This is a genomic window from Streptomyces sp. NBC_00354, assembly GCF_036106915.1.
Lineage (GTDB): Bacteria > Actinomycetota > Actinomycetes > Streptomycetales > Streptomycetaceae > Streptomyces.
In genome coordinates, this window is the sequence record NZ_CP107983.1 from 2,621,168 (window position 1) to 2,644,055 (window position 22,888).

The following is a 22,888-nucleotide window of genomic DNA, read 5'->3' on the forward strand; positions in this document are numbered from 1 at the left end:
GGGCCCGGCGTCGGGACGCTCAGGCCCGGGTGCCCTGGTCGCTCACGAGCGTGCCGATCTTCTCACCCTTGACGGCGCGGGCGATATTGCCCTCGGCGAGCAGCTCGAAGACCAGGATCGGCAGCTTGTTGTCGCGGCACAGCGTGATGGCGGTGGCATCGGCGACCTTGAGGTCGCGGGAGAGCACCTCGCTGTACTCCAGCGCGTCGAACTTCACCGCGTCGGGGTTCTTCTTCGGGTCGGAGTCGTAGACCCCGTCGACGCCGTTCTTGCCCATGAGCAGGGCCTCGGCGTCGATCTCCAGGGCTCGCTGGGCGGCCGTGGTGTCGGTGGAGAAGTAGGGCATGCCCATGCCGGCGCCGAAGATGACGACGCGGCCCTTCTCCAGGTGGCGTACGGCGCGCAGCGGGATGTACGGCTCCGCGACCTGGCCCATGGTGATGGCGGTCTGCACACGGGAGTCGATGCCTTCCTTCTCCAGGAAGTCCTGGAGGGCGAGGCAGTTCATGACGGTGCCGAGCATGCCCATGTAGTCGGACCGCGCACGGTCCATGCCCCGCTGCTGCAGTTCGGCGCCGCGGAAGAAGTTTCCGCCGCCGATCACGACGGCGATCTCCGCGCCGTCACGGACCACCGCGGCGATTTCGCGCGCGATGGCATGGACGACGTCGGGGTCGACGCCCAGTCCTCCACCACCGGAGAAGGCTTCGCCCGACAGCTTCAGCATGAAGCGGCGGCCCTTCTTGTCGTGGTCGCTCTTGTCGTCGGAAGCGGTGTGGGGGTCCACGCCCTGATTCATGGAGATCTCCTCGTGCACATACGAAGAAGGCCATTGCCGGTGGGTCCTCGCGGTTCCCTCTACGGCAATGGCCTCCTCGTCAGATCTGCGGTCGTTCCGCGCGCGGGCGGACGACTGCTTCAGACCCTACCGGGGTCCGGTGTCCGTCGTGTACGGACGGACTCAGATGCCGACCTTGATGCGCGTGAAGCGCTTCAGGGTGACACCGGCCTCGTCCAGAACCTTCTGGACGGACTTCTTGTTGTCCAGCGCGTACGCCTGGCCGAGCAGCGTGGCGTCCTTGAAGAAGCCGTTGACGCGACCCTCGACGATCTTGGCGATGGCAGCCTCGGGCTTGCCCTCCGCGCGGGTGACCTCTTCGGCGATGCGACGCTCGGACTCGACCTTCTCGGCCGGGACGTCCTCGGCGGACAGCCACTGCGGCGCGAACGCGGCGATGTGCTGCGCGACGCCGCGGGCGACCTCGGCGTTCTCCTTGTCGAGCTCGACCAGGACGCCGATCTGGAACGGCAGGTCGGGCATCGTGCGGTGCATGTACGCCGCGACGTAACCGTCGGTGAACTGCGCGAAGCGGTCCAGGACGATCTTCTCGCCCAGGTTCGCGTTCGCCTCGTCCACGAAGGCGGTGACGGTCTTGCCGGGCTCGATCTCGGACGCGAGCAGCGCCTCGATGTCGGCCGGGGAGGTGGCGGCGACGTGCGCGGCCAGCTGGTTGGCGACGGCCAGGAACTTCTCGCCCTTGGCGACGAAGTCCGTCTCGCACTTCAGCTCGACGATGACACCGGAGGTGTTGTCGTCGGCGATGACGGAGACGACGGCACCGTTCTCGGCAGAACGGCCTTCGCGCTTGGCGACGCCCTTCTGACCCTTGATACGGAGCGCTTCCTGGGCCTTGTCGACGTCACCGTCGGCGTCCACGAGCGCGTTCTTGCAGTCCAGCATGCCGGCGCCGGTGAGCTCGCGGAGCTTCTTGACGTCAGCGGCGGTGTAGTTCGCCATGAGTCTGTGATTCTCTCTCGAAGTCGTAGATCTACGGGTGAACGGCGGAGGCGCCGCGCTTTTGGCGCGGCTCCCCCGCCGTCATCGTCCGTGCTGTGAGTGCCCGTCGCGTGAACGCCGGGCGCTCTCAGTGGGTCAGGCCTGCTCGGCGTCGGCGGCCGGGGCCTCGACAGCCTCGGCGGCGGGGGCCTCGACCTCGGCGGCCGGGGTCTCGACAGCGGCCTCGGCCGGAGCGGCCTCGACAGCCTCGTCGGCGGAGTCCTTCTTCTCACCCTCGAGCAGGTCGCGCTCCCACTCGGCGAGCGGCTCGGCGGCGGCCTTCTCGCCCGGCTTCGAGTCACCGGTCGCAGCGCCGGAGCGGGCGATGAGGCCCTCGGCGACGGCGTCGGCGATCACGCGGGTGAGCAGGGTGACGGAACGGATCGCGTCGTCGTTGCCCGGGATCTTGTAGTCGACCTCGTCGGGGTCGCAGTTGGTGTCGAGGATCGCGACGACCGGGATGTGGAGCTTGCGCGCCTCACCGACGGCGATGTGCTCCTTCTTGGTGTCGACGATCCAGACGGCGCTGGGAACCTTCGACATCTCGCGGATACCACCGAGGGTCTTCTCCAGCTTGATCTTCTCGCGGGAGAGGACCAGGAGCTCCTTCTTGGTGAGACCCGAGGCGGCGACGTCCTCGAAGTCGATCGCCTCAAGCTCCTTCAGACGCTGGAGGCGCTTGTAGACGGTGGAGAAGTTGGTGAGCATGCCACCCAGCCAGCGCTGGTTGACGTACGGCATACCAACGCGCGTCGCCTGCTCGGCGATGGCCTCCTGGGCCTGCTTCTTGGTACCGACGAACATGATGGAGCCGCCGTGGGCGACGGTCTCCTTGACGAACTCGTAGGCGCGGTCGATGTACGACAGCGACTGGAGCAGGTCGATGATGTAGATGCCGTTGCGCTCGGTGAAGATGAAGCGCTTCATCTTCGGGTTCCAGCGACGGGTCTGGTGACCGAAGTGGACGCCGCTTTCCAGCAGCTCCCGCATCGTAACGACGGCCATGGCCATCTCCTTGATTTCTCGGTTTGGTTCCTGACGCCCCACCGCGTCCTGCCCCCCGACAAGGGGACCGAGAGACGCATTCACCCGGCCTGAGCGGCTGGTGCTGGGGCGTGCGAAGTCGACCCGGTGACCCGGATCGCCGTAAGAAGTGTACGGGACCGGGCGGTATGCCAGGTGACGCCGTTGTCCACACCCGGCCGTCTGTCCACAGGCGCCGTCACGCTGCGCGAGCCGACGGCAACCTGGACGGCATGACGACACTGCTGCTCACGCTGCTGCTGACCCTGGCCCAGGCGCTCGTACCGTGGGCGCGGCCGCTGCCGCCCCCACTGGTGGTGGCCCGCTGGTGGGACCCGCCCCCGACCCCGTACGCGGCGGGGCACCGCGGGGTGGACCTGGCCGCCCCGGTGGGCGCGGAGCTGCGTGCGGTCGGGCCGGGCCGGGTGCACTACGCGGGCCCGGTCGCCGGCCGCAGGGTCCTCTCCCTCACGCTCCCGGGCGGCCTGCGCACGACGTACGAACCGGTGCGGCCGCTGGTCGCGGAGGGCGAGGAGGTCACGGCGGGCCAGGTGGTCGCCGTCCTCACGGAAGGCACGCACTGCGGGAAGCCCTGCCTCCACTGGGGCCTCCTGTCAGGCACCACCTACCTGAACCCCCTGACCGTCCTCCCACACCCCACGCCAAGACTCCTGCCGCTCGACGAATCCAGCCCGGCCGGAGCTTGAGGAAGTTTTAGCCCCGCCGGCGATTGAGGCGCGGGGCCCGGGGCGGAGCCCCCAATCCAGCCCCGCCGGCGTTTGAGGCGCGGGGGTCCGGGGGCGGAGCCCCCGGGGCCTCAGCCCTGCACGCCCCGCAGGGCCATGGCCACGGCCGCCTCCGTCACCACACCGGGATCCTCCGCGGCGCCGAGCTCGATGCGCCGCACAGCGGCATCGACGACCCCCTGCAGCAGCATCGCGGCAAGCCGGGGCTGCTCATGCCCCAGGGCCCCGAGCGCCTCCACGATCATCGCCACGAGCCCCCCGTGCGCAGCACGGATCTTCTCCCGCGCCCCCGCGTCCAGCTCACTGGCCGAGATCGCCACCACCGCCCGGTGCCGCCGGTCCCCGACCAGCCCCAGCTGGCTCCGTACGTAGGCCTCGACCTTCGCCTCCGGAGACTGCGCCTGCTCCATCGCCGCCTCGATCTCGGCGGCCCAGACGGGGAAGTCCACGGCGCACAGCTCTTCGACCACGGCCGCGCGGGAGCGGAAGTACTCGTACACGGAGGACCGGGCGAGGCCGGTGCGCTCCGCCAGGGCGGGGAAGGTCAGCGCTTCCGTCCCGCCTTCGGACAACAGGGAGCGCGCAGCGTCCAGCAGGGCGCCGCGCTGCATCGACCGGTGCTCGGCCACAGAGGCCGCTCGAATCCTGGGCACGCATCCACTCTACGGAGGTGCCGCAAGCTCACCGGCCGACATCCGCCAGCTTGGCCCGCAGTTGGAGCACCGACTTGGTGTGGATCTGGCTGACCCGGCTCTCCGTGACGCCCAGCACGTTGCCGATCTCGGCGAGCGTGAGGCCCTCGTAGTAGTACAGCGTCACCACGGTCTTCTCGCGCTCCGGCAGGGTGTTGATGGCCCGGGCCAGGAGTCTGCGCAGCTCACGGTCCTCGGCCACCTCGACCGGATTGTCGGCGGCGGTGTCCTCAAGGGTGTCCATCAGCGAGAGGCGGTCGCCGCCCTCTCCGCCGGCGTGCAGCAGCTCCTCCAGGGCGACCACGTTGGCGAGCGACAACTGGCTGAACACGGCGTGGAGTTCCTCCACCGCGATGCCCATCTCGCCGGCGACCTCGTGCTCGGTCGGGGTGCGGCGCAGCTGGGCCTCGAGCGTGGCGTAGGCCCGCTCCACCGCGCGCGCCTTCTGTCGGACCGAGCGCGGGATCCAGTCCAGCGCCCGCAGCTCGTCGATCATCGCGCCCCGGATCCGGGTGATCGCGTACGTCTCGAACTTGATGGACCGGTCGATGTCGAACTTCTCGATGGCGTCGATCAGTCCGAAGACCCCGGAGGAGACGAAGTCGGCCTGTTCCACATTGGGCGGCAGGCCCACGCTGACCCGGCCGGCCACGTACTTCACCAGGGGCGAGTAGTGCAGGATCAGCTGCTCCCGCAACCGCTCGTCACCGTTCTCCTTGTACGAGCGCCACAGCACCTCGAGGGACGAGGGCGCGGTGGTCCGCACGCTGCCGCGGGCAGCGGGGGGCACCGCAGCGCGGTCAGACCCTGAGGTGTGCTGGGGCATGCTTCGCCTTTGCCGGAGCCGGATTCCTTGGGAGCGTAGCGTGACGGAAGTGTCGCGGTGCGCGAAGAGTACGGGATCGCGCGTGGGCCCCGGGGCGTCGTGACTCGCGCGGGAGACCCGGGACCGGCGCCTGGCGCTCGGTCCCGGCGGCTGCCACCGGGAAGACCGCGTCTCTCATCGGCTTCACTCTTTCACCGGAACACCCCAGGTCAACGACCGCCTCGCCGGGCGCCATCGGTTTGTGTGCCTCCTTCAGGTGATTGTGTGGTCAACTGCCAGCCCTCGCCCTGCCGTTCGACGAACCCCAGAGAGTGAAGTTCGTACAGTCTGCCGATGACTTCATCGGTGCCGGTGCCCGCGGCGAGGGCCACTTCGTCGGCGTGCGCGAGCCGCCCGGCCGGGAGTGCTTCGAGCACACGGGCGGTCTCCCGGTCCAGCAGGTCCCGGGCGAGCACCGGACCGCGCCGCTCGGGAGCCAGTTCACCCATGCCGCCCACCAGCTCGACCACTTCCGCGGCGTCGGTGACGAGTACGGCCTCGCCGCGCAGCAGTTCGTGAACTCCGCCGGAGAGCCCGCTGGTGGCCGGTCCTGGGATGCCCATGGTGAACCGCCCGAGCTGCTGGGCCCGCCGGGCCGTGACCAGGGAGCCGCTACGGTGGGCCGCCTCGACCACGACGGTGCCCCGGGTGAGCGCGGCGATGACCCGGTTGCGCAGGACGAACCGGCTCGGGGTCGGATGGCTGCCGGGCGGCAGCTCGCCCAGCACCAGCCCCTGGTCGGCGATCCGGCCGAGCAGCCCGGCATGGCCGCGGGGGTAGGCGATGTCCACCCCGCAGGCGAGTACCGCGGCCGTGGCACCGCCCGAGGCGAGGGCCCCGCGGTGGGCGGCGGCATCGACCCCGTACGCCGCCCCGGAGACCACCACCCAGCCCCGCTCGGCGAGCCCGGCTGCCAGGGTCTGGGCCATGTGCGCGCCGTATGGGGTGCAGGCCCGGGCCCCGACCACGGCGACGGAGCGCAGCGCCCAGGTCCGCAGGTCCGGTCTGCCCCGCAGCCAGAGCCCGACGGGCCGGGCGTCGCCGAGGTCGTCCAGCTGGGTCGGCCACTGCGCCGAGCCGGGGCAGATGAACCGGCCGCCGCCGCGGGCGGCGGTCGCCAGATCCCGCCGCGGGTCGGCGAGGGCCGCCCGTCTGCGGTAACCGGCGAGCCGCTGCTCCCTCACCCCGGCCAGGGCCGCCGTCCCGGCGGCCGGGCCGGTCAGCAGCCGTATCAGCCCGACGGCGCCGTGTTCGCGCAGCCACCGCCCGCCGTGCTCGTCGCCGGGCTCCAGCACCCGCGTCAGCGCAGCCCGCGCCAACAGCTCCGAATCGGACCCGTCGGCTGTGTCGGACCCGGCGGCCTGCTCGGGCTCGGCCGGCGGCTCGGGCCCGGCGGTGGGGCTCATGATCCGGCTCCCATGGCCAGGGCGGCGCCGCGGGCGATGCCGGTGCGTAGTTCCAGGGCGACGGCCACGTCCAGCGCCTCCGGGCGGTCCCTGCCCCGCAGGTCGGCCACGGTCCAGGCGACCCGCAGCACCCGGTCCAGCCCACGGGCGGTGAGCAACCCGCGCTCCAAGTCCCGCTCGGCTTGCGCCAGCGCTCCGGGGGCTGCCTGCCAGCGCGTGCGCAGCTCGTGCCCCGGCACCTCGGCGTTGAGCCGCCACGGGGTGTCGGCGAGCCGGGCCGCGGCGCGGTCCCTGGCCTCGCGCACCCGGTCGGCGACGGCCGCCGTGGCCTCCCCGCGGCCGCCGCGCCCCAGCAGGTCGGAGCGGGTGACCGGCTCGACCCCCACCCGCAGGTCCACCCGGTCCAGCAGCGGCCCGGACAGCCGCGCCTGGTAGCGCCGGATCACGGATGCCGGGCATTCGCAGCCGGCGCCGAGCAGGGTGTGCCGCCCACACGGGCAGGGGTTCGCCGCGAGCACCATCAGGAATCTGGCCGGAAGCCGCACCACCCCGGCGGCCCTGGCGATGACCACGTGCCCCGATTCGAGGGGCTGGCGCAGCGCGTCCAGCGCCTTGGTGCTGAACTCGGCGGCCTCGTCCAGGAAGAGCACGCCCCGGTGGGCGAGGGAGACGGCCCCGGGCCGGGGCACCCCCGCTCCACCGCCGACCAGGGACTGCATGGTCGCCGAATGGTGGGGCGCGCAGTACGGGGGCCGGGCGACCAGCGGTTCGCCGGGCGGCAGGATCCCCGCGACCGAGTGGACGGCCGTGACCTCCAGGGAGTCCTGCCGGGAGAGCGACGGCAGGATCCAGGGGATCCGCTCGGCCAGCATCGTCTTGCCGGCTCCCGGGGGCCCGCTGAGGAAGAGGTGGTGCCCCCCGGAGGCCGCCACTTCCAGGGCCCGGCGGGCGCCGTGCTGCCCGGCTACGTCGGAGAGGTCGGGGAAGTCCGGGGTCTCGCCCTCCCCGGGCCGGCGCTGGGAGATCCCGGTGCCGAGCCCGGCGCCGGGGACCACCAGTCCGGCCAGCATCGGGTCCGGCCGGCCCTGTAGGCCCGGCGCCTCCTCCTCGGGCACCTCCCCGTCGGTGAGGACGGCGATCAGCTGGCGCAGGCTGCGGACGCCGAGTACGCAGACGTCGGGCACGAGCATGGCCTCGGCGGCGCACTGCTGCGGCACCACCACGTTCCGGTACCCGGCATCCGCCGCGGCGAGGATCGCCGGCAGGATGCCCCGCACCGGCCGCACCCGGCCGTCCAGCCCCAGCTCCCCGATGAGCACCAGGTCGGCGATCGCAGCGGGATCGATCACCTCGGCGGCGCCGAGCACGGCGGCCGCGACAGCCAGGTCGAAGCCGGCGCCGGATTTCGGTACGGAGGCCGGGCTGAGCCCGACGGTGAGCTTCTTCTGCGGCCATGCGGCCCCCGAGTTCACGACGGCGGCCCGCACCCGGTCCCGGCTCTCGACCAGGGTCTTGTCGGGCAGCCCCACCAGGGTGAAGGCGGCGAGCCCGGGCTCCAGGTCGGCCTGGACCTCCACCACCACGCCGTCGACACCCACCAGCGCGACCGAACAGGCTCGTGCGAACCCCATCACGCCACCCCCCGGACGTGCTCCACCACGGGCGCACCGCGCTGCGGCAGCAGGACTCCCACGAGGTCGATGCGCACCCCGCCCGGGGGTGGTCCGCCGTGGTCAGCGAGCCATCGACCGGCGAGGCGGCGCAATCGCTCGGCCTTGCCGGGGCGGACGGCGGCCATGGGATGTTCGAAGTCACCCACCCGGCGGGTCTTGACCTCGCACACGACGAGGGCGTCCCCGTCCCGCGCGACGATGTCGATCTCCCCGCTGCGGCACCGCCAGTTCCGCGCGATCACGGTCATCCCGGCCTCGGCCAGCCGCCGCGCCGCGAGCTCCTCGCCGTACCGCCCCAATGCCTGCTGTGCCACGCCCTTCGCGTTCATCCGGCACCACCTCCGGCACCGACGATCCCGCGCCCCCGCCCACCTTGTGGATCTTGGTGGACAACCCGGCCGTTGTGGACAACCCCGTCACCCTTCCGGGTGAGGGGAATCAGCTGCCGGGCAGTTCGAGGTCGCTCTTGTTGAGCTCCTCGATGTTCACGTCCTTGAAGGTCAGCACCCGGACCTGCTTGACGAAACGCGCAGGCCGGTACATGTCCCACACCCAGGCGTCGGCCATCGTGACCTCGAAGAACACCTCCCCCTGAACCGAGTGCACCTGCATCTCGTAGTCGTTCGTGAGGTAGAACCGACGTTCCGTCTCGATCACGTACTTGAACAGCCCGACGACGTCGCGGTACTCGCGATAGAGCTTCAGCTCCATCTCGGTCTCGTACTTCTCGAGGTCCTCGGCGCTCATGGCATGTTCCCCTTCAGCCGTGCGTCCCCCTATTGTGCGCCAGGCCCGTGCGCCCCTAAACGATTTCCGGGGCCAGGACCACCGGCGCACCCGGAGGACCGTCGTCGAGCAGCGTACGGAGCAGCTCGGCGAGTCTGGTCGGGTACACCGTCTCATGGGCCGCGAGAAGTTCCTCGGAGGTCCACCACCTGGCACCGGTGACGCTGCGCCGCTCCAGCTCGGTGAGCCCGCCCATCTCGGTCCGCGTCTGGGCGGTCCGGGCCAGGTAGTACCACTCGTCCTGCTCCCAGCGCCGCCCGTCGAAGGGGAAGGAGCAGTACCGGTGCCACAGCACCGGACCCAGTTCCACCTCGGTGATCCCGGTCTCCTCGGCGAGCTCCCGCAGCGCTGCCTGCTCCCGGCTCTCGCCGCCCTCGAGCCCGCCGCCCGGGGTGAACCACCAGTGGTCGGCCGGGTCGTCCGGCTCGAAACCGTGCAGCAGCAGGACCCGGTCCGCGGGGTCCAGCAGGATCACCCGTGACACCTTGCGCGGGCCGGGCCCGGCGGCCGCCTCAGCGGGCACCGGCCGGCTCCCGCCGCCGCCCGCGCCCCAGGACCCGTACGACGGGCCCGTACGCGGCCCCCAGCACCACCAGGGCGGCTCCGGCCAGCACCGCGGCCAGCTGGAGGCGCAGCGGCCCCGGCTGCGAGGTCCCGCCGGGCAGGGAGGCGTACGTGCCGGGCCGCTCGAGCATCGCCATCGAGGGCCAGGCGAGGGCGTCGACCCGGGCGTGGACCGCAGAGCGTGCCACGGTGCCCTGGCCGGCCTCCTGGAGGTGGGCCCGGGAGTCGAGCGAGGCGGACCGCCGGTCGCCCAGCAGGAAGAGGTTGCCCTCGGGCACCGTCACCTCGAACGGCGTGTCGGAGGCCGCGCCCAAGCCCGTGCCAGTGCCCGCGCCCGTCCCCGTGCCCGCGGCGGCGGCTTCGGGCTTGGTGTGCTCGATGTAGGGCTCGTCGAGTTCCTTGCCGTTCACCGTGAGCCGGCCGCCCTCACCGCAGCACTTCACGGTGTCGCCGCCGATGCCGACGACCCGCTTGACCATGGGCGAGTCACTCCACATGGAATCAGTGAACACGACCACGTCGCCGCGCCGAACCTCACCGCCGTCGATCCGCTGCGCGAGCACCCGGTCGCCGGGGCTCACCGTCGGCATCATCGAGTCGGTCGGCACCGTGTACGGCTGGTACACGAGCGCCCCCCATACGAAGGCGCCCAGGAAGAGCACAAAGCCGACGGCCACGGCGACTCCCGACAGCACATTGCCGAGACCGCCGCGGCCGTCCTTGCCACCACGTATTCCTTCGGTACCGCTTTCCTGCGTTCCGCCCATTGCAGCGCCCCCACACTTCCGGGATCGACGACCTGGGCGGCACCCTACCTGCCGGTAGTCCCGCTGGTCAGCCTCCGCCGGCGCCACATCACGACCGGAACCGCGCCGACGAGGCCCAGCGCGGCCGGACCGAGCCCGACCGGCGCCAGACCGGCGGCCCCGAGACCCAGCGCGGTCGCCTTGGCCTGGTTCCCGATGCCCGGCTGGTCGAACGTGTCCGGGATGGGCAGCGTCGACCAGCGGGTGATCGGCCACGCCACCACCACGGCCCGCCCGACGACCTTCTCGACCGGCACGAAGCCCTCGGTGGAATCCTGCATGTGGTAGCGGGAGTCCTGCGAGTTCTGCCGGTGGTCGCCCATCACCCAGATCTTGCCCTTGGGCACGGTGAGCGGGCCGAACGGAGCGTCGTCGCACGGGGTGTTGCCGGGGTAGATGTACGGCTCGTCCAGCGCCTTGCCGTTGACGACGACCGGTCCCCCCTTCTTGCACTCGACCGTGTCACCGCCGATGGCGATGGTCCGCTTGATCAGGTCCTTCTCGGCCGCGTCCGGCATCAGGCCGATCTTGCTGAGGACCGTCTGCATGAAGTTGGGCTCCGGGGTGGGCTCCCCGGCCAGCCAGCTCGCGGGGTCGTGGAAGACCACGACCTCACCGCGCTCGGGCTCGGAGCCGAACCACGGGGTCAGCTTGTCGACGAGCACCCGGTCGCCGCGCTGCAGGGTGTTCTGCATCGAGTCGGACGGGATCGAGAACGCCTGCACCAGGAAGGTCTTGATCAGCAGGGCCAGCAGCAGGGCGATGCCGATGAGGAGCGGGAGCTCCTTCCAGAACGAACGGTGCGGACGCGCCTCGGCACCACCGTCCTCGGCCTCGCGCTCGGCTTCGTCCGGCCGCTCCTCGCCTTCGTCGCGTCCGGATCGCGCGCCTACTGCCACATCCCCCACATCCACTCCTCACTCGCAAGTCGCCGCCCGCGCCGGATCGGGCACGGGCCCTCCCCTCCCTTAACGAGCGGGAGTTCCCTAAGGCGCGGGAGACCGAGGACACACTATGCGAACGGCGGCCGACGACGGCGCCCACGGCGGCCGCGTCGCCCGCTCGGTGCCGGATCGGGCACCGTACGGAAGGTTGCGGGCTGTTCGAGCTTGCGCCAGTGGTCGAACGGCCAGGCGATGACGACGGCCTGCCCCACGACGCCCTCCTCGTCGATGGTGCCGTCGAAGGCCTCGTCGAGGTGGAAGCGGGAGTCGGCCGAGTTCGCCCGGTGGTCGCCCATGACGAAGAGCCGCCCCGGGGCCACCTGCACCTCGAACCTGATTTCGGACGGGGCGTTGCCGGGGCTCACGTACGGCTCATCGAGCGGCGCGCCGTTGACGGTGACGCGGCCCTTGGCGTCGCAGCACATGACGGTGTCGCCGCCGACGGCGATGACCCGCTTGATCAGGTCCTGTTCGTCGGCGGAGGGCAGCAGGCCGATGAAGGTCAGCGTCTCCTTGATCTGCTTGACGCCGACCGGGTCGGGTGCCGGGCGCGCGGCCTCGCCCTTGAGCCAGCCGCCGGGATCCTTGAACACGACGACGTCGCCGCGCTCGATCTTGGAGCCGAACCACGGGGTCAGCTTGTCGACCAGCACCCGGTCGCCGATCCGGATCGTCTGCTCCATGGACCCGGACGGGATGAAGAAGGCCTGCACGAGGAAGGTCTTGAGGACGAGCGCTATGCACAGCGCCACGATGATCAGCAACGGCACCTCGCCCACCCGGCGGGTACGCCTGCGCCGCTTGACCCGGCGCGCCAGCCGGCGCCGCTCGGCCCGGCCGCCGCCCTCCGCCGCGACGGGTCGCGCCTTTGTCCCTCGCCGCGACCCGGGCTCCCGCACCGGCCGCTCGGGGACCGCGGCGGGCTCGGGCTCCCGCCGGGGCTCGGGGCCGCCCGGAGTCTCGGGCGCACGCCAGAATTGGGGCGGGCGCGGGGGCCGGGGCGCGCGCCTCGGCTCGGGCTCCGGATCCGGCTCCGGCTCGGGGACCCGGCCGCCTCTGGGGCGCCCCCGGCTACCCATGACCGCCCCCGGAGGACGGTGCCACCGTGGGCGTCGATCCCCAGCGCGAGACCGGCCAGCCGATCCAGTCGGCCCGCCCGATCACCTTCTCCACCGGCACCATCCCCCCGCCCGGCTCCCCCAGGTGGTCCCGGGAGTCCCGGGACTGGGAACGATGATCACCCATGACCCAAAGGGTCCCAACGGGTACGACGATACGGAAGGGCACCTTCGAGGGCGTGTCGCCGGGATACAGGTACGGCTCCTGCAGTGGGACGCCGTTCACCTTGATCCGCCCGCCCGCGTCGCAGCACACCACGTCGTCCCCGCCGACGCCCACCACCCGCTTCACGAAGTCGGTGTCGGACGGCTCGCCGATCCCGAGCGCGGAGGCCGCGCCGTGCAGGGCCTCGCCGATCGGGTTGCCCTCGGCGCGCTCCGGTACGAAGGATCCCGTGCCGTCGAACACCACCACGTCCCCGCGCTTCGGCTGGTCGCCGAAACGGTACGCCAGCTTGTTCACCAGCACCCGGTCCCCGACCTGGAGCGTCGGCTCCATCGACCGGCTCGGGATCAGGAAGGGCTGTACGACGAAATTGCTGATCAGCAGCAGGAAGGTCGTACAGAGCACGCCGAGCACCCCGGCCCGCCGCCAGGTCAGGAACGCGCGCCACCCGGGACGCGCACGGCGCCCCCACAACGCAAAACGCGGCCGCCCCTCCCCCGTTTCGGGGAAGGAGTGGCCGCGCTGTGTGAGCTCTGCTTCGGTGTCCATCGGTGGCGAGCCTATCCGGCCGCCCCCGGAACCCGGAGAGGAGATCAGCGGTCGCGCTTCTCCTTGATCTTCGCGGCCTTGCCGCGGAGCTCACGGAGGAAGTACAGCTTGGCGCGACGCACGTCACCGCGGGTGACGAGCTCGATCTTCTCGAAGATCGGGGAGTTCACCGGGAAGGTGCGCTCCACGCCGACGCTGAAGGAGACCTTGCGAACGGTGAAGGTCTCGGAGACGCCAGAGCCCTGGCGACGGATGACAACACCCTTGAACTGCTGGATACGGGAGCGGTTGCCCTCGATGACGCGGACGTGCACGTTGATCGTGTCACCCGGGCGGAAGGCCGGGACGTCGGAGCGGATCGAGGCGGCGTTGACGCCATCGAGCAGGTGAGACATGTTCTTCGTCTGCTTTCTTCGCACGACGCCACAGGCCGCCGGTGCGGATTTCCGGAGAGAATTCGGGAGCCGGGTCACTCTGCGGACGACTGTCCCCCTGTGGCAGGGGCGTACGCGAGCACACAGCAGCCGCCTATTCTTCCACGACCTGCGGCCTACGCCAAAACCGGCCGTCGGCGTCCGGGCGCCAGCCGAGGATGCTCAGCGTCTCGCGGTCCTTCTTGTCGAAGGCTGAGGCCTCGCATCGCTCGATCAGGTCGGGGCGGTTCTGCGCGGTCCTGCGGAAGGCCTCGTCCCGGCGCCAGCGGGCGATCTTCCCGTGGTGGCCGCTGAGCAGCACGTCGGGGATGCCCCGGCCGCGCCACTGCGGGGGCTTCGTGTAGACCGGCCCCTCCAGCAGGTTCTCCATCTCGCCCGGCGCGAAGGAGTCGTCGCGGTGCGATTCCGCGTTGCCGAGCACTCCGGGCAGCAGCCGGGCCACGGCCTCGGTGACCACCAGGACGGCTGCCTCGCCGCCCGCCAGCACGTAGTCGCCGATGGAGACCTCGTAGACCGGCATCCGCGTGGCGTACTCGTCCATGACCCGGCGGTCGATGCCCTCGTACCGGGCCGGCGTGAAGATCAGCCAGGGCCGCTCGGAGAGCTCGACGGCCAGTTCCTGGGTGAACGGGCGGCCGCTGGGCGTGGGAACGACCATGACCGGCCCGCGCGCACCGGACTCGTATCCGTCGGCCAGCGCCTCGTCGAGGGCCTCGCCCCACGGCTCTGTCTTCATGACCATGCCGGGACCGCCGCCGTACGGGGTGTCGTCGACCGTGTTGTGCCGGTCGTACGTCCAGTCCCGCAGGTCGTGGACGTGTACGTCGAGCTGTCCGCGGGCCCTCGCCTTGCCGACGAGGGAGACGTTCAGCGGCTCCAGGTACTCGGGGAAGATCGTGACGACGTCGAGACGCATCAGGCGTCGCCCTCGGGCTCGGCATCCCGCGTGGAAACGATCTCGGCGCGGTCGTCGATCAGCCCGGGCGGGGGCGTGATGACGCAGCGCTGCTCCTCCAGGTCGATCTCGGCGACGATCTCCCCGACGAAGGGGATCATCACCTCGGTGCCGTCGGGGCGCTCGACGATGAAGAGGTCCTGCGAGGGCAGGTGGGAGATCTCGGTGATCCGGCCGATCTCGGTGCCGTCCTCGAGCACGACGTCCAGGTCCATCAGCTGGTGGTCGTAGTACTCGTCTTCTTCCTCGGGGAGCTCCGCCGGGTCGACGTCGGCGATCAGCAGGATGTTGCGCAGCGCCTCGGCGCCGGTGCGGTCCTTGACACCGGCGAAGCGGAGCATCAGCCTCCCGCTGTGCACGCGGCCCGTCTCGATGGTCAGCGGACCCGCCGAGGCCGGCTCGGTCCGGAGCACGGCGCCGGGGCTGAGCCGCAGTTCGGGCTCGTCCGTGCGCACCTCGACGCTGACCTCACCCTTGATGCCGTGGGCGCGGCCGATCCGCGCGACAACCAGCTCCACTGTCTCTCTCCTGTTCAGACGACGACGGGCCGGGGTGGGCACGAATGCCCTCCCCGGCCCGTGCCGGTGATTCACGTTCTCAATGAACCAAGTCTCAGCGGACCTGGTCCACGTCGACGAGGTCGACGCGGATCCCCCGGCCGCCGATGGCGCCCACGACGGTACGCAGGGCACGCGCGGTGCGGCCGTTGCGGCCGATCACCTTCCCGAGGTCGTCCGGGTGAACCCGGACCTCGAGCACCTGCCCGCGACGCAGGTTGCGCGAGGCGACCTGCACTTCGTCGGGGTTGTCCACAATGCCCTTTACGAGGTGCTCAAGAGCCTCCTCGAGCATGCTCAGGCCTCGGTCGACTCGGCGGCGGCCTCAGCCTCGTCCGCCTTCTTGTCGGCCTTCTTCGCCTTCTGCGTGATGGCCTCGCCCTTGGTCTCGCCGATGCCCTCGAGGGCCTTGGCGAACTCGTCGAAGGAGCGACGCTTGCTCTCCTTCGTCTCCGGCTGCAGCAGCGGCGCGGGGGCCGGGAGGCCCTTGTGCGCCTGCCAGTCACCGGTCAGCTTCAGGATGGCGAGCACAGCCTCGGTGGGCTGGGCGCCGACCGACAGCCAGTACTGCGCACGCTCGGCGTTGACCTCGATGCGCGACGGGTTGTACGTCGGGTGGTACAGACCGATCTCCTCGATCGCACGACCATCGCGGCGGGTGCGCGAGTCGGCGACGACGATGCGGTAGTGCGGCTGGCGAATCTTGCCGAGGCGCTTGAGCTTGATCTTGACTGCCACTGGAGTGGTGTCTCCTGAACTTGACGTGGTTGGGCACATGAGATGCCACGTGGGGTTGCGGTACTCGGGTGCCCGATGGACGCGTCAGCCGGAGGAGAGAGGGGTCCTATGCGACTGTCGAGTACAGCTAGCCATTGTGCCACATGCCTGCGGCGCTTCTTGCGGGGAGCGGCGATCAGAGGCACGCGGCCGCGCACCACCGGGCCGCCCCCGCCCTGCAGAGGCCTGCGGAGGCATCCCGCCCGCCCATCACCCCCGTACGGCCCCGGGGCCACCGGCTCAGGAGGCGGCGGCCGAGAGGGCGACCTCGGGGATGCGGAACGGCTTCATGCAGCCGCCGCACACGATCGGCGCCTGGGCCAGCACGGAGGGGACCACGCGCACATTGCGCCCGCAGTCGCAGACCGCCTTGACGCGGACACCGCCACCCGAGGAGCCGTGCCGGGCGGCCGGCCCGCGGAAGCTGCGCTTGGTGTCGGCGGCCGTCGCAGCCGTGTGGGCCTTCAGGGCGCGCTGCAGCCGCTCGATGGTGGGGCGGTAGCGCTTCTTCGCCTCGGGATTGAGCGAGACCAGCGAGAAACCGCTGCTGGCATGCGGCTCGTCGGAGTGGTCCAGCCCCATTTCCTCGGCGATCGCGAGGAATCTGCGGTTGTGGTAGCGGCCTGCCCGCGAGGTGTCGCGCACTCCGCGGGCGGCGGCGATGCCGTGGACTGCCTCGTGCAGCAGTCGCTCGAAGGAGAGCTCGGCGCCGCAGGCGGACGAGGACTCTCCGATCAGGGACTCGGGCGCGGCAAGGTCAGGCAGCTCGGAGTGGTACCGCTGAATGTCGGCCCACGCCTGCGCCAGCTCTGCGGCGAGAACAGGTGGTGTCGTGCTCACGTCGTGACAACGAGCCGGAGTGCCCCGGTGTTCCGATTCCGGGCCATTCCAAATTTTTTGCACGTACCAGTCAGTTCAGTCTCATGCGTCCCGACGAGGACGGGTGCGCCGATCCCAGGAGGAGTCGGTACGTAACGACGACCAGACCGACACGAACCCGCCCCGGCGCGCGGCTCGTGCCGTGCGCCGGGGCGGGTCGGTGGTCAGTCAGGGGCGGTCAGTACGAGCGCGCGACGATGGCGAGCGTACCGGGGGCGTCGTCCGCCTCCGGAACCGACCCGTCCTCGGCGATCAGGCAGCGTACGGACACGGCCTGCTCGCCCAGCTTGGCCTCACCCTCGGGGCCGAGGTCGGCCCACGGGATCCGCGCCCAGCCGCCGGCGACGGCGGCCTCGGCGGCCTCCTCGATGGTGGAGACGTCGGAGGTACGGGCCAGGCGGCGCTCGCGGGACTCGCGCAGCAGCTGCGCCTGGTCCTCGTCGAGCACCTTGGGCAGCAGGTCGGCGAGCGCGTCGATCTGCACGGGCTCCTTGCCGCCCGGGATCCGGCGGGCCAGCATCGCGGTGCCGGCCTCCAGGTCGCGGGGGCCGATCTCGATGCGGACCGGTACGCCCTTGAGCTCCCAGTCCACGGCGCGGCGGCCGAAGGGGGTGTCGACGCGGTCGTCTACCTGGACGCGGAGGCCGGCGGCCTTCAGCTGCGCACCGAGCTCGCGGACCTTCGCGACGGCCTCGTCGCCCTTGATCGCCATGACGACGACCTGGACGTGCGCGAGGCGCGGCGGGACACGCAGCCCGTTGTCGTCGCCGTGGGACATGATCAGACCGCCGACCATGCGGGTCGAGACGCCCCACGAGGTCTGCCAGACCAGCTCCTGCTTGCCTTCCTTCGACAGGTACTGCGTGTTGAAGGCCTTGGCGAAGTTGGTGCCGAGCTCGTGGCTCGTGCCCAGCTGCAGCGCCTTGCCGTCGCCCATCATGCCCTCGAGGGTGAGGGTGTTGATGGCGCCGGCGAAGCGCTCCTTGGCGGTCTTGCGGCCGAGCACGACGTCGATGCCGAGCACGTTCGTCATGAAGTCGCCGTACACGTCCGTGTGGATGCGGGCGGCGTAGTCGCGGGCGTCCTCGTACGTGGCGTGGGCGGTGTGGCCCTCCTGCCAGAGGAACTCACTCGTACGGAGGAACACGCGCGGGCGCATCTCCCAGCGGACGACGTTGGCCCACTGGTTGATCAGCAGGGGCAGGTCGCGGTAGCTCTGGACCCACTTGGAGAAGTAGTCGTTGATGATCGTCTCGGAGGTGGGCCGGACCACGACCGGCTCGTCCAGCTCCTTGCCGCCGCCGTGCGTGACGACGGCGAGCTCGGGGGCGAAGCCCTCGACGTGCTCGGCCTCGCGCGTCAGGTACGACTGCGGGATGAACAGCGGGAAGTACGCGTTCTGGGCGCCCGCGTCCTTGATGCGCGCGTCCATCTCCTGCTGCATCCGCTCCCACAGGCCGTAGCCGTACGGCCGGATGACCATGGTGCCGCGTACCGGACCGTTGTCGGCCAGCTCGGCCTTGTTGATCAGATCCTGGTACCAGCGGGGGAAATCCTCCGCCTGGGGGGTGAGAACGGGTGCCTTTGCCATGGCGCGAATGGTACGGCGCCAGACGCGCCCAGCGTGAATCGAGCGTGAATCGGGTGGCGCACTCCTCTGGACGCGGGGGCGAATGGGGAGTTCTCTGGCAACGGGGGCAAGGGGGCGACAAGGAATCAGGAGCGCTCTTTCGATGACACCGACGCCGACGGCGACGCTCGTCGCCCGGGACTGGGCGGAGATCCAGGAACGGATGCTGGTACCGCTGTACGAGGCGGTCTACGACCGGCTGGAGGTCGGGCCGGGCGACCGGCTGCTCGGCCTGGACTGCGGGTCCGGTCTGGCCCTGCTGCTGGCCGCGGGGCGGGGAGCCGTCACCACGGGGGTGGAGGCGGATCCGGCGCGGCGGGAACTGGCGCGTGAACGGCTGCTGGAGGTGGTCCCGGCCCCGCCGGCCGCCGCGCGGCCGCACGACGTGCTGCTGGCTTTCTCGCCGTCCGAGGCGGCTCTGGCGGCGGCCCTGCCGGCGGTCCGGCGGGGCGGGGCGGTGGTGCTGGCCGACTGGGGCCCGGCGGAGCGGTGCACGGTGCCCGCGGTCCTGGGCGGCGGACCCGCGCCGCAGGATCTGGACGCGGCGGTGGCGCGGGCCGGGCTCTCGCCCGACGGATCGGGCCGGGTGTTCTGCCCCTTCGGGTACGCGGACGTGGACAGCGCGGTACGGGGGCTGCTGTCGGCGGGGCTGTACGAGTCCTCCTCGGATCCGGCGCAGGTCGAGAAGGAGCTCACGGAGGCCCTTCACCCGTACGAGCGGGCGGACGGCACCGTCTGGCTGCCGAACATCTTCCGCTACGTGATCGCCCGCGTGCCGTAGCGGCAGCCGCGGGCACGGAGGGCCTGCGCCGCTACTTCGACAGGCGGGGGATGCCCGCGGCCGCGTAGGCGGCCGGCTCGTCGAGGGTCTCGTTCGCCAGCAGGGCCTCGGTCAGGGCGTCGAGTTTCGGACGGTGTTCGCGCAGCAGCCGGCAGGCCTCCACGTAGCACTCGTCGACGATCCGCCGCATCTCGTGGTCCACCGCGTCCAGGGTGGCGGGGGCCGCCACGAGCCCGTACGGGCTCTGCGCGTCCGCCGGGATCGCGGTGAGGCGGCCGATGCGCTCGCTCATGCCCCAGCGGCCGACCATGCCGCGGGCGAGGTTGGTGACCTGTTCCAGGTCGTTCTCCGCGCCCGTGGTGATGACGTCGAACACGACGTGCTCGGCCGCCATGCCGCCCAGCGCGCCGATGATGCGGCCGCGGAGGTAGTCCTCCGTGTAGGAGTAGCGGTCCGCGTCGGGGGTCGAGAGGGTGACGCCGAGCGCCCGGCCGCGCGGCACGATCGTGATCTTGCGGACGGGGTCGGCGCCCGGCTGGAGCATGCCCAGCAGGGCGTGGCCGCTCTCGTGGTAGGCCGTACGGCGGCGCTCCTCCTCGGGCATGACCAGCGCACGCGCCGCGCCCAGCTGGACCTTCTCGAGGGCGTCCATGAAGTCCGCCTGGGTGACCTGGCCCTGCTTGCGCTTCACTGCGAGCAGGGCGGCTTCGTTGGCCAGGTTGGCGAGGTCCGCGCCCGTCATACCGGGGGTGGTGCGGGCCACCTGGTCGAGGTCCACGTCGGCGGCGAGCGGGATGTCCCGGGTGTGGATCCGCAGGATGGCCTCGCGGCCGGCCCGGTCGGGCGGGGAGACCGACACCGTGCGGTCGAAGCGGCCGGGCCGGGTGAGCGCCGGATCGAGCACGTCGGGCCGGTTGGTGGCGGCGATGACGACCACGCCCTCCGAGCCGGAGAACCCGTCCATCTCGGTCAGGATCTGGTTCAGGGTCTGTTCGCGCTCGTCGTGCCCGCCCATGGCGGCGCCGCCGCCGCGGGCCCGGCCGATGGTGTCGATCTCGTCGATGAAGACGATCGAGGGGGCCACCTTGCGCGCCTCGGAGAAGAGTTCGCGGACCCGGGAGGCGCCCACGCCGACGATCATCTCGATGAACTCGGAGGCGGAGGCGGAGAAGAACGGCACCCCGGCCTCGCCCGCCACCGCCCGCGCCAGCAGGGTCTTGCCCGTGCCGGGCGGTCCGGCCAGCAGGACCCCGCCGGGCATCCGGGCGCCCAGGGCCCGGTACTGCTGCGGGTTCTTGAGGAAGTCCACGACGTCGTTGAGCTCGCCCTTGACCTCGTCGATGCCGGCCACGTCGGCGAACGTCGTACGCCTGCCGCCCTCCAGCTCCACGGGCTTGGGCGGCTGCTTGCGGCCCAGCCCGCCGACGCCGCCCATGGCCGAGCCCATGCGGCGGGCGATGAACACCCACAGGAGGACCAGAAGCAGCATCGGTGCCAGCGAGATCAGCAGATTGGCCAGGAAGCTGCGCTGCACGACGACCGGGGAGGCCGTGACGACGACGTTGTGCTTGGTGAGGTTCGCCCACAGCTGGTCGTCGGCGAAGGCCGGGCGCTGGGTGACGAACTTCGTGTAGTCGCCCTTGCCGCCGTCGGGCAGCGGCTTCTTGTTCTTCAGCTCGCCCTGGATGGCGTCGCCCTTGGAGTAGATCTTCGAGACGTTGCCGTCGGCGACCTGCCTGCTGAACTCCGTGTACGAGACGGTCGGCTCGTCGCCCTCGTTGAAGAACGACAGGACCACGTTGGTGAGCAGGAAGACGATCAGGGCGGCGAGGATCAGCCCGCGCCAGCCCCCGGGCATCTTCCGCTTGGGCGGCGGTGCGGGCGGCGCGCCCTCGGAGCGCCAGGGCGTGTCGGCGCGCTCGCGAGGCGGTACGGGGGTGGGGCTGGGCACGTGGCCTCCTTACTGCCGTCCTCGTGGCCGACGATAAGGGATATAACGCACCATTGCGCCCGCAGAACGTACGCGGAAGGGCCCCGGCCGGATGATCCGGCCGGGGCCCTTCCCGATGCGACTGCGCTTACCGCACGGATTACTTCATGAACTTCTTGAACTCGTCCGGGAGGTCGAAGTCCTGGCCGGGCTGGCCCGCGGCGGGAAGGCCGAACGGGCTGCCGGTGGCGGGCGGGGCGGTCTGCGGGCCCTGCTCGCGCCGGGCAGCTGCCGCCGCCTCCTCTTCCTTGCGCTTCATCGGGTTGCCGCTCTTGCGCTTGCCCTTGGCCTGCTTGATCTGCTTCTTCTGCCGGCCGGGGCCGCCGCCCATGCCCGGGATGCCGGGCATGCCGGGCATCCCGCCGCCCTGGGCCATGCGGGACATCATCTTGCGGGCCTCGAAGAAGCGCTCGACGAGGTTCTTGACGGCGCTGACCTCGACACCGGAGCCCTTGGCGATACGGGCACGGCGCGAGCCGTTGATGATGTGCGGGTCGTGGCGCTCGGCCGGGGTCATGGACTTGATGATCGCGGCGGTGCGGTCGACGTCGCGCTCGTCGATGTTGTTGATCTGGTCCTTGATCTGGCCCATGCCGGGGAGCATGCCGAGGAGCTTGGAGATGGAGCCCATCTTCCGGACCTGCTCCATCTGGGCCAGGAAGTCGTCGAGCGTGAACTCCTTCGGCCCCTTCGCCAGCTTGGCCGCCATCTTCTCGGCCTCGGCCTGGCTGAAGGTCTTCTCGGCCTGCTCGATGAGGGTGAGCATGTCACCCATGTCGAGGATCCGGCCCGCCATGCGGTCGGGGTGGAACGCGTCGAACTCGTCGAGCTTCTCGCCGTTCGAGGCGAACATGATCTGCTTGCCGGTGACGTGCGCGATGGAGAGCGCGGCACCGCCCCGGGCGTCGCCGTCGAGCTTGGAGAGCACGACGCCGTCGAAGCCGACACCGTCGCGGAAGGCCTCGGCGGTGTTCACCGCGTCCTGGCCGATCATGGCGTCGACGACGAAGAGGATCTCGTCGGGGCTGACGGCGTCGCGGATGTCCGCGGCCTGCTGCATCAGCTCCGAGTCGATGCCGAGGCGGCCGGCGGTGTCGACGATGACGATGTCGTACTGCTTGGTGCGGGCGTAATCGATGGAGTCCTTGGCCACCTGCACCGGGTCGCCGATGCCGTTGCCGGGGGCGGGCGCGTAGACCGCGACACCGGCGCGCTCGGCGACGACGCTGAGCTGGTTGACGGCGTTGGGGCGCTGGAGGTCGCAGGCGACGAGCAGCGGGGAGTGGCCCTGGCCCTTGAGCCAGAGGCCGAGCTTTCCGGCGAGGGTGGTCTTACCGGCACCCTGGAGACCGGCGAGCATGATCACGGTGGGCGCGGTCTTGGCGAAGCGCAGGCGCCGGGTCTCGCCGCCGAGGATCGAGACGAGCTCGTCGTTGACGATCTTGAGGACCTGCTGGCCCGGGTTCAGGGCCTTGGAGACCTCTTCGCCGCGGGCGCGCTCCTTGACGTTCGCGATGAAGGAGCGGACGACGGGGAGGGCGACGTCGGCCTCGAGGAGGGCGATACGGATTTCCCGCGCCGCAGCGTCGATGTCCTGCTCGGAGAGGCGGCCCTTGCCCCGGAGGGACTTGAAGGTCGCGCTGAGGCGGTCGGAAAGCGTATCGAACACGGTGGTCGCGATTCCTCGGGTCGGGGGCGTGTGGTCGCCCC

The 22,888-nt window shown here is 71.1% G+C and carries 25 protein-coding genes; 2 read left to right on the forward strand and 23 right to left on the reverse strand.

Annotation, left to right across the window (positions count from 1 at the left end):
- Window positions 1–19: 19 nt before the first annotated feature.
- From pyrH to rpsB, 3 genes are all read right to left on the reverse strand, one after another.
- Window positions 20–799 (reverse strand): UMP kinase, encoded by a 780-nt coding sequence (gene pyrH / locus OHT74_RS11375; RefSeq protein WP_030162523.1) that lies wholly within the window; start codon window positions 797–799, stop codon window positions 20–22.
- Window positions 800–961: 162 nt separating this feature from the next.
- Entirely contained in the window at window positions 962–1,798 is an 837-nt protein-coding gene (gene tsf, locus OHT74_RS11380; RefSeq protein ID WP_266663285.1) for a translation elongation factor Ts, read from the reverse strand.
- Between the two features lie 135 nt (window positions 1,799–1,933).
- A complete protein-coding gene (gene rpsB / locus OHT74_RS11385) occupies window positions 1,934–2,842 on the reverse strand; it encodes a 30S ribosomal protein S2 (protein ID WP_328620194.1) in 909 nt (302 codons plus the stop codon).
- Window positions 2,843–3,093: 251 nt separating this feature from the next.
- On the opposite strand from rpsB, the gene OHT74_RS11390 reads away from it, so the two are divergent.
- Window positions 3,094–3,567, forward strand: a complete 474-nt coding sequence (locus tag OHT74_RS11390) for a M23 family metallopeptidase (protein ID WP_328620195.1) — start codon at window positions 3,094–3,096, stop codon at window positions 3,565–3,567.
- Window positions 3,568–3,677: 110 nt separating this feature from the next.
- Here the strand turns inward: OHT74_RS11390 and OHT74_RS11395 are convergent, their stop codons facing one another.
- The 18 genes from OHT74_RS11395 to proS form a co-directional block, all read right to left on the reverse strand.
- Window positions 3,678–4,235, reverse strand: a complete 558-nt coding sequence (locus OHT74_RS11395) for a TetR/AcrR family transcriptional regulator (RefSeq protein WP_266672654.1) — start codon at window positions 4,233–4,235, stop codon at window positions 3,678–3,680.
- A 52-nt stretch (window positions 4,236–4,287) separates the two neighbouring features.
- A complete protein-coding gene (gene whiG / locus OHT74_RS11400) occupies window positions 4,288–5,124 on the reverse strand; it encodes an RNA polymerase sigma factor WhiG (RefSeq protein WP_266663291.1) in 837 nt (278 codons plus the stop codon).
- Window positions 5,125–5,333: 209 nt separating this feature from the next.
- Window positions 5,334–6,569, reverse strand: coding sequence for a DNA-processing protein DprA (dprA, locus tag OHT74_RS11405; RefSeq protein ID WP_328620196.1), 1,236 nt, complete (start codon window positions 6,567–6,569; stop codon window positions 5,334–5,336).
- Complete coding sequence (locus OHT74_RS11410) at window positions 6,566–8,200, reverse strand: YifB family Mg chelatase-like AAA ATPase (protein WP_328620197.1); 1,635 nt, start codon at window positions 8,198–8,200, stop codon at window positions 6,566–6,568. Before OHT74_RS11410 ends, dprA begins: the two co-directional genes overlap by 4 nt.
- A complete protein-coding gene (locus OHT74_RS11415) occupies window positions 8,200–8,571 on the reverse strand; it encodes a YraN family protein (protein WP_266663297.1) in 372 nt (123 codons plus the stop codon). Before OHT74_RS11415 ends, OHT74_RS11410 begins: the two co-directional genes overlap by 1 nt.
- A gap of 109 nt (window positions 8,572–8,680) precedes the next feature.
- Complete coding sequence (locus OHT74_RS11420; RefSeq protein ID WP_006139554.1) at window positions 8,681–8,989, reverse strand: DUF2469 domain-containing protein; 309 nt, start codon at window positions 8,987–8,989, stop codon at window positions 8,681–8,683.
- Window positions 8,990–9,044: 55 nt separating this feature from the next.
- Window positions 9,045–9,551 (reverse strand): NUDIX hydrolase, encoded by a 507-nt coding sequence (locus OHT74_RS11425; RefSeq protein WP_328620198.1) that lies wholly within the window; start codon window positions 9,549–9,551, stop codon window positions 9,045–9,047.
- Window positions 9,541–10,359 carry a signal peptidase I gene (gene lepB / locus OHT74_RS11430; RefSeq protein ID WP_328620199.1) on the reverse strand — a complete coding sequence of 273 codons (819 nt, stop codon included), beginning with the start codon at window positions 10,357–10,359 and terminating at the stop codon, window positions 9,541–9,543. Before lepB (OHT74_RS11430) ends, OHT74_RS11425 begins: the two co-directional genes overlap by 11 nt.
- Window positions 10,360–10,403: 44 nt before the next feature.
- Entirely contained in the window at window positions 10,404–11,306 is a 903-nt protein-coding gene (gene lepB / locus OHT74_RS11435; protein ID WP_266663303.1) for a signal peptidase I, read from the reverse strand.
- 104 nt (window positions 11,307–11,410) lie between these two features.
- Window positions 11,411–12,112 (reverse strand): signal peptidase I, encoded by a 702-nt coding sequence (lepB, locus tag OHT74_RS11440; RefSeq protein WP_443047354.1) that lies wholly within the window; start codon window positions 12,110–12,112, stop codon window positions 11,411–11,413.
- A 301-nt stretch (window positions 12,113–12,413) separates the two neighbouring features.
- The gene (gene lepB, locus OHT74_RS11445; RefSeq protein ID WP_266663305.1) at window positions 12,414–13,175 is read right to left on the reverse strand and encodes a signal peptidase I; all 762 of its coding nucleotides are present in this window, start codon (window positions 13,173–13,175) and stop codon (window positions 12,414–12,416) included.
- Between the two features lie 44 nt (window positions 13,176–13,219).
- Window positions 13,220–13,570, reverse strand: coding sequence for a 50S ribosomal protein L19 (rplS, locus tag OHT74_RS11450; RefSeq protein WP_008737520.1), 351 nt, complete (start codon window positions 13,568–13,570; stop codon window positions 13,220–13,222).
- A gap of 133 nt (window positions 13,571–13,703) precedes the next feature.
- Window positions 13,704–14,525, reverse strand: coding sequence for a tRNA (guanosine(37)-N1)-methyltransferase TrmD (trmD, locus tag OHT74_RS11455; RefSeq protein ID WP_266636353.1), 822 nt, complete (start codon window positions 14,523–14,525; stop codon window positions 13,704–13,706).
- The gene (gene rimM, locus OHT74_RS11460) at window positions 14,525–15,082 is read right to left on the reverse strand and encodes a ribosome maturation factor RimM (protein ID WP_266663308.1); all 558 of its coding nucleotides are present in this window, start codon (window positions 15,080–15,082) and stop codon (window positions 14,525–14,527) included. The genes trmD and rimM overlap by 1 nt, the downstream gene beginning before the upstream one ends.
- 94 nt (window positions 15,083–15,176) lie before the next feature.
- Entirely contained in the window at window positions 15,177–15,416 is a 240-nt protein-coding gene (locus tag OHT74_RS11465) for an RNA-binding protein (protein ID WP_030011889.1), read from the reverse strand.
- Between the two features lie 2 nt (window positions 15,417–15,418).
- Window positions 15,419–15,859: a 30S ribosomal protein S16 gene (rpsP, locus tag OHT74_RS11470; RefSeq protein ID WP_030298453.1), complete on the reverse strand. Its 441-nt coding sequence runs from the start codon at window positions 15,857–15,859 to the stop codon at window positions 15,419–15,421.
- Window positions 15,860–16,138: 279 nt separating this feature from the next.
- Window positions 16,139–16,738 (reverse strand): hypothetical protein, encoded by a 600-nt coding sequence (locus OHT74_RS11475; RefSeq protein WP_266663311.1) that lies wholly within the window; start codon window positions 16,736–16,738, stop codon window positions 16,139–16,141.
- Window positions 16,739–16,955: 217 nt separating this feature from the next.
- Window positions 16,956–18,368: a proline--tRNA ligase gene (proS, locus tag OHT74_RS11480; RefSeq protein WP_030298457.1), complete on the reverse strand. Its 1,413-nt coding sequence runs from the start codon at window positions 18,366–18,368 to the stop codon at window positions 16,956–16,958.
- A gap of 142 nt (window positions 18,369–18,510) precedes the next feature.
- On the opposite strand from proS, the gene OHT74_RS11485 reads away from it, so the two are divergent.
- Window positions 18,511–19,188, forward strand: coding sequence for a class I SAM-dependent methyltransferase (locus tag OHT74_RS11485; protein WP_266663313.1), 678 nt, complete (start codon window positions 18,511–18,513; stop codon window positions 19,186–19,188).
- 31 nt (window positions 19,189–19,219) lie between these two features.
- On the opposite strand, the gene ftsH is transcribed toward OHT74_RS11485, so the two are convergent.
- Entirely contained in the window at window positions 19,220–21,139 is a 1,920-nt protein-coding gene (gene ftsH / locus OHT74_RS11490) for an ATP-dependent zinc metalloprotease FtsH (RefSeq protein ID WP_328620200.1), read from the reverse strand.
- Window positions 21,140–21,278: 139 nt separating this feature from the next.
- Window positions 21,279–22,847, reverse strand: coding sequence for a signal recognition particle protein (ffh, locus tag OHT74_RS11495; protein ID WP_328620201.1), 1,569 nt, complete (start codon window positions 22,845–22,847; stop codon window positions 21,279–21,281).
- Window positions 22,848–22,888: the final 41 nt, after the last annotated feature.

Bases quoted from the DNA above. Each gene is read 5' to 3' on its own strand.
- pyrH (WP_030162523.1), bottom strand. From the start codon at position 799: ATGAATCAGGGCGTGGACCCCCACACCGCTTCCGACGACAAGAGCGAC.
- tsf (WP_266663285.1), bottom strand. From the start codon at position 1,798: ATGGCGAACTACACCGCCGCTGACGTCAAGAAGCTCCGCGAGCTCACC.
- rpsB (WP_328620194.1), bottom strand. From the start codon at position 2,842: ATGGCCGTCGTTACGATGCGGGAGCTGCTGGAAAGCGGCGTCCACTTC.
- OHT74_RS11390 (WP_328620195.1), top strand. From the start codon at position 3,094: ATGACGACACTGCTGCTCACGCTGCTGCTGACCCTGGCCCAGGCGCTC.
- whiG (WP_266663291.1), bottom strand. From the start codon at position 5,124: ATGCCCCAGCACACCTCAGGGTCTGACCGCGCTGCGGTGCCCCCCGCT.
- dprA (WP_328620196.1), bottom strand. From the start codon at position 6,569: ATGAGCCCCACCGCCGGGCCCGAGCCGCCGGCCGAGCCCGAGCAGGCC.
- OHT74_RS11410 (WP_328620197.1), bottom strand. From the start codon at position 8,200: ATGGGGTTCGCACGAGCCTGTTCGGTCGCGCTGGTGGGTGTCGACGGC.
- OHT74_RS11415 (WP_266663297.1), bottom strand. From the start codon at position 8,571: ATGAACGCGAAGGGCGTGGCACAGCAGGCATTGGGGCGGTACGGCGAG.
- OHT74_RS11420 (WP_006139554.1), bottom strand. From the start codon at position 8,989: ATGAGCGCCGAGGACCTCGAGAAGTACGAGACCGAGATGGAGCTGAAG.
- lepB (WP_328620199.1), bottom strand. From the start codon at position 10,359: ATGGGCGGAACGCAGGAAAGCGGTACCGAAGGAATACGTGGTGGCAAG.
- lepB (WP_266663305.1), bottom strand. From the start codon at position 13,175: ATGGACACCGAAGCAGAGCTCACACAGCGCGGCCACTCCTTCCCCGAA.
- rplS (WP_008737520.1), bottom strand. From the start codon at position 13,570: ATGTCTCACCTGCTCGATGGCGTCAACGCCGCCTCGATCCGCTCCGAC.
- trmD (WP_266636353.1), bottom strand. From the start codon at position 14,525: ATGCGTCTCGACGTCGTCACGATCTTCCCCGAGTACCTGGAGCCGCTG.
- OHT74_RS11465 (WP_030011889.1), bottom strand. From the start codon at position 15,416: ATGCTCGAGGAGGCTCTTGAGCACCTCGTAAAGGGCATTGTGGACAAC.
- proS (WP_030298457.1), bottom strand. From the start codon at position 18,368: ATGGCAAAGGCACCCGTTCTCACCCCCCAGGCGGAGGATTTCCCCCGC.
- OHT74_RS11485 (WP_266663313.1), top strand. From the start codon at position 18,511: ATGACACCGACGCCGACGGCGACGCTCGTCGCCCGGGACTGGGCGGAG.